The organism is Protofrankia sp. Cr2 (genome assembly GCF_963555885.1).
Taxonomy (GTDB): domain Bacteria; phylum Actinomycetota; class Actinomycetes; order Frankiales; family Frankiaceae; genus Protofrankia.
The window spans coordinates 109,318-116,995 of record NZ_CAUVXG010000010.1 but is presented as its reverse complement, the minus strand read 5'-3'; the positions used below and the strand labels follow the sequence as shown (position 1 = coordinate 116,995).

At 67.0% G+C, this 7,678-nt stretch carries 7 protein-coding genes and 1 riboswitch; of the genes, 4 read left to right on the top strand and 3 right to left on the bottom strand.

Translation table 11 applies throughout. The annotated features are described in order from the left end of the window. The 3 genes from U9978_RS07710 to U9978_RS07700 all read left to right on the top strand — a co-directional run. Positions 1–1,187, top strand: a 1,187-nt coding sequence (locus tag U9978_RS07710; protein ID WP_322760364.1) for a M23 family metallopeptidase, incomplete at its 5' end; no start/stop codon positions are given. A gap of 148 nt (positions 1,188–1,335) precedes the next feature. Continuing rightward, on the top strand, positions 1,336–2,601 hold the full coding sequence (locus U9978_RS07705) for a MurT ligase domain-containing protein (RefSeq protein ID WP_322760363.1): 1,266 nt from the start codon (positions 1,336–1,338) through the stop codon (positions 2,599–2,601). A 13-nt stretch (positions 2,602–2,614) separates the two neighbouring features. Continuing rightward, positions 2,615–3,370 (top strand): glutamine amidotransferase, encoded by a 756-nt coding sequence (locus tag U9978_RS07700; RefSeq protein WP_322760362.1) that lies wholly within the window; start codon positions 2,615–2,617, stop codon positions 3,368–3,370. A gap of 62 nt (positions 3,371–3,432) precedes the next feature. Here the strand turns inward: U9978_RS07700 and U9978_RS07695 are convergent, their stop codons facing one another. Next, a complete protein-coding gene (locus tag U9978_RS07695; RefSeq protein WP_322760361.1) occupies positions 3,433–3,960 on the bottom strand; it encodes a MarR family winged helix-turn-helix transcriptional regulator in 528 nt (175 codons plus the stop codon). Between the two features lie 275 nt (positions 3,961–4,235). Between U9978_RS07695 and U9978_RS07690 the strand changes: the two genes are divergently transcribed. Continuing rightward, positions 4,236–4,883 carry a plasmid partitioning protein gene (locus tag U9978_RS07690; RefSeq protein WP_322760360.1) on the top strand — a complete coding sequence of 216 codons (648 nt, stop codon included), beginning with the start codon at positions 4,236–4,238 and terminating at the stop codon, positions 4,881–4,883. A gap of 436 nt (positions 4,884–5,319) precedes the next feature. On the opposite strand, the gene U9978_RS07685 is transcribed toward U9978_RS07690, so the two are convergent. Both U9978_RS07685 and U9978_RS07680 read right to left on the bottom strand, forming a co-directional pair. Next, complete coding sequence (locus U9978_RS07685) at positions 5,320–6,327, bottom strand: C40 family peptidase (RefSeq protein WP_322760359.1); 1,008 nt, start codon at positions 6,325–6,327, stop codon at positions 5,320–5,322. Positions 6,328–6,533: 206 nt separating this feature from the next. Continuing rightward, a riboswitch (cyclic di-AMP (ydaO/yuaA leader) is annotated at positions 6,534–6,740 on the bottom strand. Positions 6,741–7,164: 424 nt separating this feature from the next. Beyond that, positions 7,165–7,536 carry a hypothetical protein gene (locus tag U9978_RS07680; RefSeq protein ID WP_322760358.1) on the bottom strand — a complete coding sequence of 124 codons (372 nt, stop codon included), beginning with the start codon at positions 7,534–7,536 and terminating at the stop codon, positions 7,165–7,167. Positions 7,537–7,678: the final 142 nt, after the last annotated feature.

The window sequence follows — 7,678 nt, the reverse complement described above, 5'->3', positions numbered from 1 at the left end:
GGGTGGGCCGGTCGCCATCGGCTGTCATCGGTGGCGCGGCCGTGCTGCTGGTGGGAGTCATGCTGGTGGGAGTCACGCTGGTCGGAGTGGGAGCCCTCGTCGCACATCGCGCATCCCCGACGAGCGCACCAGGCGGCCATCCGCCCATTGCCGCCGCGTTCGGCGCGGTCGTCGGCACCCGGCAACTGTTGGGTCCGCTGACACACCGGGCCGATCCATACCTGTTCGTCACGGCTGATCATAGTCTTACCCGGGCCGAGGTCGACCGACTCCGCCAGGCTGTGGATGCGGCCGAGGTGGTTGTCACCGACTTTGCCGAGGTGAGTGTGGGAAGCGGCCGCACCGGCGCGGTCGGGGCTGATCCGGCCTTGCTGCGCACCGTTGCGCCCGCCGGCACTGCCGAGGCCACCGGGCTGTGGCAGCGGATCGCGGATGGAGACGTGGCGGTTGCGCACAGCGTTGCGGCGGCTCTGGACGTGCAGCTGGACGCTCAGGTCGACATCGGTCGCGACCGGCCGGTCGGCCTGCACATCGGTGCCCTGGCAACCACTCGTCTGCCGGGTATCGGCGTTGTGGTGGACCGCTCCCGATCCGCCGCGCTCGGCCTTGTCGCCGACAGTGCGGTGGCGCTTGTCGTCCCCGGTACGCCCGACCCCGTGGTGCTTGCCGCTACCGCCCGCCAGGCCGTCCACGGTCTGCGGGTGACGGCCCTGCGGAGCGTTCTGCTGCCGCCCGCTACAGCTCCTACAGCAGCTCCTACAGCATCACCACTACCGCTGCCACCCGCACGCGGTTCGGTGGGGGCGGGCTGGGTGATACCGACGATCGGGACGATTTCGCGTGGCTTCAACCCCACGTCCGGCTCCGGGCGTCACCTCGGGCTTGACATCGCGGCACCGCTGGGCAGTCCCATCATGGCTGCGGCCGCCGGGTACGTCCTCTACGCCGGACCGGCATCGGGTTTTGGAAACGAAATCGTGCTTCAGCACGGGGACGGTGTCGAGACCGTTTATGGTCATATGCGGGTATTCACGATCCGAGAGGGAACGGTTGCCTCTGGTCAGCCGATCGCCCTGGTAGGCAATGAAGGCCGCTCAACCGGCCCCCATCTGCATTTCGAGGTGCACGTCGGCGAACGGCCGGTGGATCCGCTGGTGTGGCTTCGTGCACGCGGTGTCCCCATCTGATGATCTTCCGGTCGTCGGTCGTCGGTCGTCGGTCGTCGGTCGTCGGTGCCAGTGCCGGTCCGGGCTTGGCGCCCCGTCGACATGTGCGGGGGAGGTAGCGGGGGGTCTCTGTAACAGGCGAGGCGAGTCGTGGCACGCTGATGAGGCGATGACCACACCATCCCCACGCCGGTTCTCCACCCGTACCCGCGCCGCACTCGCGGTGGAGAAGCTTGCGTCCTCGGCCTCCCGCCGGCTGGGACGCGGATCAGGCGAGATGATCGGCGGCAAGCTGGCGCTCCAGGTGTCCCCGCAGATTCTCACCGAGGTCGCGGCCGGCCGACTGGCGGCATGCATCAGCGGAACCAACGGCAAGACAACGACCACCCGGCTGTTGGCCCGCGCGCTGGGCACCCTCGGCCCGGTGAAGAGCAACAGCGGTGGCGCGAACATGGCGCCGGGCGTGCTCGCCGCGCTGTCCCGGCCACCCTTTGACGCGACCGCCGCGCTCGAGGTGGACGAAATCTGGCTGCCCAAGGTCGCCAGGCAGATCCTCCCCCGGGTCGTCGTACTGCTCAACATCAGCCGGGACCAGCTCGACCGGTCGAACGAGACCCGACGGATCGCGAGCCTCTGGCGTGAGCTCGGGGCGGATCTACCCGACGCGACAGTCGTCGCCAACGTCGACGATCCGCTCGTGGTCTGGGCGGCGTCCGGTTGGTCGCACCAGACCTGGGTCTCGGCCGGCCAGAACTGGACGGCGGATGCGATGGTGTGTCCACAGTGCGCCCGGTTGCTCCATCGCAACTCCTCGGGTTGGTGGTGCGACTGCGGGCTGGCCCGCCCGGAACCGCTCGTCGCCGTCATCGGGCCTGGCGAACTGCTGTGGTTCGGCTCCCATGTCAAGGCATCCATCGACCTGCCCGGACGGGTGAACCTCGGCAACGCGGCGATGGCCGCCGCCGCGGCGCGACTCTTCGGGGTCGAGGTCGGCGACGCACTGGCCGCGATGACCGGCCTCGGCGACGTTCAGGGGCGCTATCAGGAGGTCGAGCTCGGCGGGAACGGCGTCCGCGGGCGGCTCCTGCTGGCCAAGAACCCGGCCGGTTGGGTGGAGATGATGGAACTGCTCAACACGGCGTCGGCGCGGCCAGTGATCATCGATTTCAACTCGCAGACTGCTGACGGGCGTGATCCGTCCTGGATCTGGGATGTCCCGTTCGAGCGGCTCGCGGGCCGGCAGGTACTGGTCACCGGTGAGCGCAAGGAGGACATGAGCGTTCGCTTGGCCTATGCCGAGGTGCCGCACACGGTCCACCCCGATGCCGAAAGCGCGGCGTCCACGGTTGCCGAGGGGACCGTGGACGTTGTCGCCAACTACACCGCCTTCCGTGACATCCTGGGGCGGGTTGCCCCGGTGAGGACGAGTAGATGACCAGGATGGCAACATGATCACCGAGTCGGCGACCCGGATCGCCCTGATCTACCCGGAGCTGCTCGGGACCTACGGTGACGGCGGCAATGCGATCGTGTTGGCGCAGCGGCTGCGTTGGCGAGGGCTACCGGCCGAGGTGATCGATATTCCGGCCGGCGAGCCGGTGCCGGGCGGCTGTGACATCTACCTGCTCGGCGGCGGCGAAGACGAGCCGCAGGTACTGGCCGCCGAAGGATTGCGCAGGAGCACCGCGCTGCTGCGAGCGGTTAACGAAGGCGCGGTCGTTCTCGCGGTCTGTGCCGGCTACCAGGTGATCGGCGCCTCGTTTCCCACCGGCGACGGCCAGGTTCATGATGGGCTCGGCCTGGTGGATGTGGAGACCCGTCGGTCGTTCGACCCGCCGGACCAGCCGGCGCCACCCCGCGCGGTCGGTGACGTCGTTGTGGAACCAGCATCCGATCTCGGTCTTCCGGTCCTGCTCGGGTATGAGAACCATGCCGGGCGCACCCGGATGCTGCCTGGCGGGCAGGGACGGCCGCTCGGCGTCGTACGTAAGGGCGTTGGCAACGGCACCGCGGATCAGACCGACGGCATCGTGGACGAGCGCGTGATTGGTACGTATCTTCACGGTCCGGTGCTCGCGCAGAACCCCGCACTGGCCGATCTGCTGCTGTTCTGGGTACACGGCCCGTTGCCGGAGCTGTCCGGCCCGCCCGAGGCGGGGATACTGCGTCAGGCGCGCCTGCGTGCCCTCGACGTCGCGGCCTGAATCCTGTCACGGCTATGGCCACCAAGGGGCTATGGCCACCAAGGGGCTATGGCGACCCGGTGCTATGGCGACCCGGTGCTATGGCGACCCGGGGTGGGTGGGGGGCGCTGGTCGGGCGGCGGAACGCCGGCACGGTCACGTTCGGCGAGCGCCGTATTGAAGCGGCCGAGAAGCATCCCGAAGCTGTCGCGTTCGTCTTTCTCCCAGCTGCCCACCAGGTTGCTGATGCTCGTCACCCGCGCTTCCCGGGTGACGATGTAACGCTCGCGTCCGCATGCGCTCAGGGTCACCAGGCTGGCCCTGCGATCGGTGGGATCGGTGGCGCGTTCCACCAGGCCCTCGGCGGCCAGCGCGGCGACCTGGCGGCTCACCGTCGAGATGTCGAGGGCGAACACCGCACCGAGGGTTGTCAGCCGTACCGCACCGTGGTCGTGCAGGTGGCTGAGTAGTAGATAGGCGGATCGGTCGAGGGCCGTTCCGGACTCGTCCGCGATGGCCGTGCGGAACCGCTCGGCCCGGCGGCCGAGCACGGCCAGCTCATGTTCGATCTTCTCAAGCGCTTGGTGATCGACTGTCTGTTCATCGTCCACGTCGGCCCCATCCCTACGCCGTGTCATCCGCCTGTGGCGTTACAGAACCTTGTGGATACACCATTGGGACCAAGCAGCTGGCTCCGGGTCGCCGTGCCGGCTCCCCGGCTCCCCGGAGCGGGCGTCGGGCGTCTGGACGTCGGGTTGCATCCGCCCGGCTGGTGATGCTGGTCGTGCTGGTGGTGTGTGCCAGACCACTGGTGTGGTGCCCGACTCATGCACGCCACGCGGCCAATCTGCCGAATCGGGCGGCGTCTGTGTGGTTCGGTTGGCTCGTGGTATCGAATCCGCTCAAAGTCGGGAAAGACCTGTGGACCAAGAACCGTCGACGGGCACTGATCGTCGTGGGCGTGGTCGTAGTCGTCTTCGCGTATGCGCACGGCTCGCCCACGGTGAAGACCGAGCGCGCCGCGATTCCGGCGGGTTACGCGTCGGCAGGCCGTGAGCTCGCGATACATGCCGACCCTAAGCCCGGGCAGCCGGTGCCGTTGGTCCTCGTCCTGCACGACTACGGCAAGGACGCAGCGTCGATCGAGAAGGCCGGCAACGTGTCGACGCTCGCAGATGGCCAGAAGTTCGCCCTGGTGTACCCGGAGGCGGTTGCCAGCACCTGGCAGGTCAACGGCCCGGACGCGCAGTACCTGCGGGACGTGGTCCGCTACGTCGCGACGGAGCGATCGAAGATCGACATGTCCCGGATCTACATCTGGGGCGCGGGGGAGGGCGGTCGTATGGCCCTTACCGTCGCCTGCAGCTCGCTTGACTCCGCGCAGAAGCCCCTGTTTGCGGTGGTCGGGGCGGTGGGCGCAGTCGGCCAGGCGCCACCGTGCCCTTCGCAGGTTCATGTCACGCTTCTGCCCCAGCAATGGGACGAAGCCACGACCAGGGCTTTGTGGAAATTCTCGAAAGTAATCAAGGACTAGGGCCTAGGGCCTGTCCGATGGGGTTTCCCGCCGGCCGGCTCAGCCGGGGGGGTGGCGCGGCCGGCCGGCGGGAGTTCTGGACTCCCGCCGGCCGAGCGCACTGTGGGGGGGGTTCAGTGCGCAAGGCCAGCGGAAGCCCGCGTTCCGCCGGCCTTGCGAGCCGGGGGGGTTGGCTCGGTCCGACCAGCGGAAGTTCTTGGAGACATCCAGTTGTGGTTTGGGGCCGCCAGATCAGCGCCGGTTTCGACACTACCGACCTGGCGGCGAGGTTCACGCGTAACCGGAGGGGGAGGACACGCGGAACCCGATTGTGTTTTATAGAAGCGATAACCGCGTCACATCACCGGGATGGACGTTGCTGCCGCCGATGCGGACGTGCAGCCGACCTACCAGGCTCCTTGGCCCCCGAGAGAGCGTAAGGACTGTGATTGCACGCCTAGCTGACGCGGCCGACCGAATACGACGTGGTGTAGATGTCCCTGAGCGAGACAACCTCACCGGACTTCGGGGCTGCCCACATCTTCCCGCCGCCAGCGTAGATGCCGACATGGTAGATGTTTCCCGGCGTACCATAGAATATCAGATCGCCGATCTGCTTATTGTACTGCGACACGTGGGTCGTCGCTTCGTACTGTTCCTCCGCCGTGCGGGGGAGGCTGCGCCCCAGTTGTTTGAATATATACTGAACCAGGCCGGAGCAGTCGAAGGAGTAGGGTCCCTCCGCACCGTACACGTAGGGCTTACCCGCTTGTTGGGCCGCTAGATAAACAGCCCGTTGACCGACCGAGCCGATGGCTGTCGTCGCATCCGTCGTACTCGGTGACGTGGTGCCGGCTCCGCTGGGGCCGGATGCCTGAACGACGCTATGGGCCGTCGATCGAGGCGCCTGTGCCGGAATTGTTGGAGCGGGACCAGGCACCACAGTCATCGTACCGATGTTCGAGGAGTGCGCCGACTGCAGGGCGTCGGTCCCGTCGAAGATGGCCGTGATCTGTGTCGTGGTAAGGATCTTGGCTGTATAGCTGGCAAAGCCCTGTTCGTTAGTATACAGGTGCTTGAAAGTCGCCCAGCCGTCAGGCAGCTTCACCTGAACCTTGATGAGCTGGTTCGGCAGCGGCGTGTGGGTCGTCCCGTCCTCGAGGGCGAAACCCATGTCAATGGGCTGGTCGGCCCGCACGGATACGTCCGGATTGGTGACCTTCAGCGCGACAGTCGACTTCGGGTGCAGGTCAGCTTGATCGATCACCTGGCTTGTGATGGAGCCGGGGCCCACCGAAGTGGCCGGGTTGATGACCGCTGTGCGTAGGCCGGCGAGTGACGCCTGGCTTCCGAACTGCGATCCCAGGGTGATCCGCGAGCTGACCGACGTCTCGTCCATACCGGAGTCGGCCGGAGCGCAGCCGGCGAGCGCGACACCTGACACGGCAACCGTGCCGGTTGTCATCACGGCTACCGCGGCCCGGGCTCGGACGCGACCTGTTCCCGACGGTGGAGTCGGCGCGCGGTGTCTGCCACGGGCGGAGCGCTCAGGTATGTCGGCAGACGGTCGCAGAGACGACGTTGTTGCCAACGTCATCGGCGACTTCGTCGACGACGATGACCATGACCATGTTGCCGGATCAAGCTGCACATCGGGCGCAGACAAGGCTGTGATCCTTCCCGTTCGCCTGCGAGGTGAGCTGTCGGGTTCGGGCTGGGCTGCCCGGTGTGCTGTGCGACCGTCGCACGGCTCACTTAACCCCTAGGACTGCACCGCGGTTCGGTGTCGTCCGGTGGAGGATGGGTCCCCCGCTCCTGCCCTGGTGACGACTCGGAGGGGACACCGGGACCGTGGGCAGGATTCGGCGTTCGGTCCGGTGTTGTCGTGACGTCGGCGTGAGACTAGTTCAAAGGGATGGTGCCAGTAAACACTAGTCCTACACAACTACGGCGAGTGCCTACAGAAGTGACCATATCGGCTCCTCCCAGCCTCCCTACCAACCAGCTCGCCGCCATGCCCTGGCCTGTTGGTCCGTGCGACAGGGCGGTTGGCTGAGGCCCCACATGCCGTGACCCACAGGATGCGGAAGATGACATTACGCCATAGCGACGAGAGTCTGACGGCAGGGGGCACTCAAGTGCCGATAGTTATCGTTTGTTGGCATGCAGTAGCGAAAATTATCACCCTAGGGGAGTTGTGCGATCACTTATTGTGTCGATCGCTATGGGATTTCTCGCTCCTGCATCCCGCGGGTGCGCATCCTGCGTGAGGGGCGCAGCTCGGGCCTGTGACGGGTCGGGGTCAGTGGCGGCGGGCGCGGGTTGCGCGGCGGGAGAGCAGGCCCGCGGTCGCCAGGACGTGCAGTTCGACCGCGAGCTCGTGAACCTCGGCAGGCAGGGAACGGTAGTGGCCGGACAGGGCCTCGACGGCCGCCTGCGCGCGGTCCGCGAGATCGTCCAAGGCCCGCTGATGAGTGCGCATCTGCGCCCGTTCGTCCTGAATCGCGCGAACCGTGTCCTCCTGCCACCGTCGGGTACGCGTCAGGTGCTCGCTGGCGTCCGCGGCTTGGCGCTCGGCATCCTCCAGCCGTCCGAGGAGCTGATCAAGTTGGTCCAATCGCGTGACCAACTCCGCGATAAGATCATTTCGGACGGGGTACGTCGGTTTGGTCATCGGACTGCGTCGTGGGCCGTGTCACGGATGCAGTCCTGTGTGCTGTGACGCGTCACGCTGTGGGCGCGGCGAGGGATGTCACCGTTGTCACGCACGTCCGTCACAAGGTTCGGCACGGGATGTGATCGCCGTCCCAGCCGCC

What these genes read in the sequence shown, in the direction of transcription:
- U9978_RS07685 (WP_322760359.1), bottom strand. Translation starts at nt 6,327, where the DNA reads ATGACAACCGGCACGGTTGCCGTGTCAGGTGTCGCGCTCGCCGGCTGC.
- U9978_RS07680 (WP_322760358.1), bottom strand. Translation starts at nt 7,536, where the DNA reads ATGACCAAACCGACGTACCCCGTCCGAAATGATCTTATCGCGGAGTTG.
- U9978_RS07705 (WP_322760363.1), top strand. Translation starts at nt 1,336, where the DNA reads ATGACCACACCATCCCCACGCCGGTTCTCCACCCGTACCCGCGCCGCA.
- U9978_RS07700 (WP_322760362.1), top strand. Translation starts at nt 2,615, where the DNA reads ATGATCACCGAGTCGGCGACCCGGATCGCCCTGATCTACCCGGAGCTG.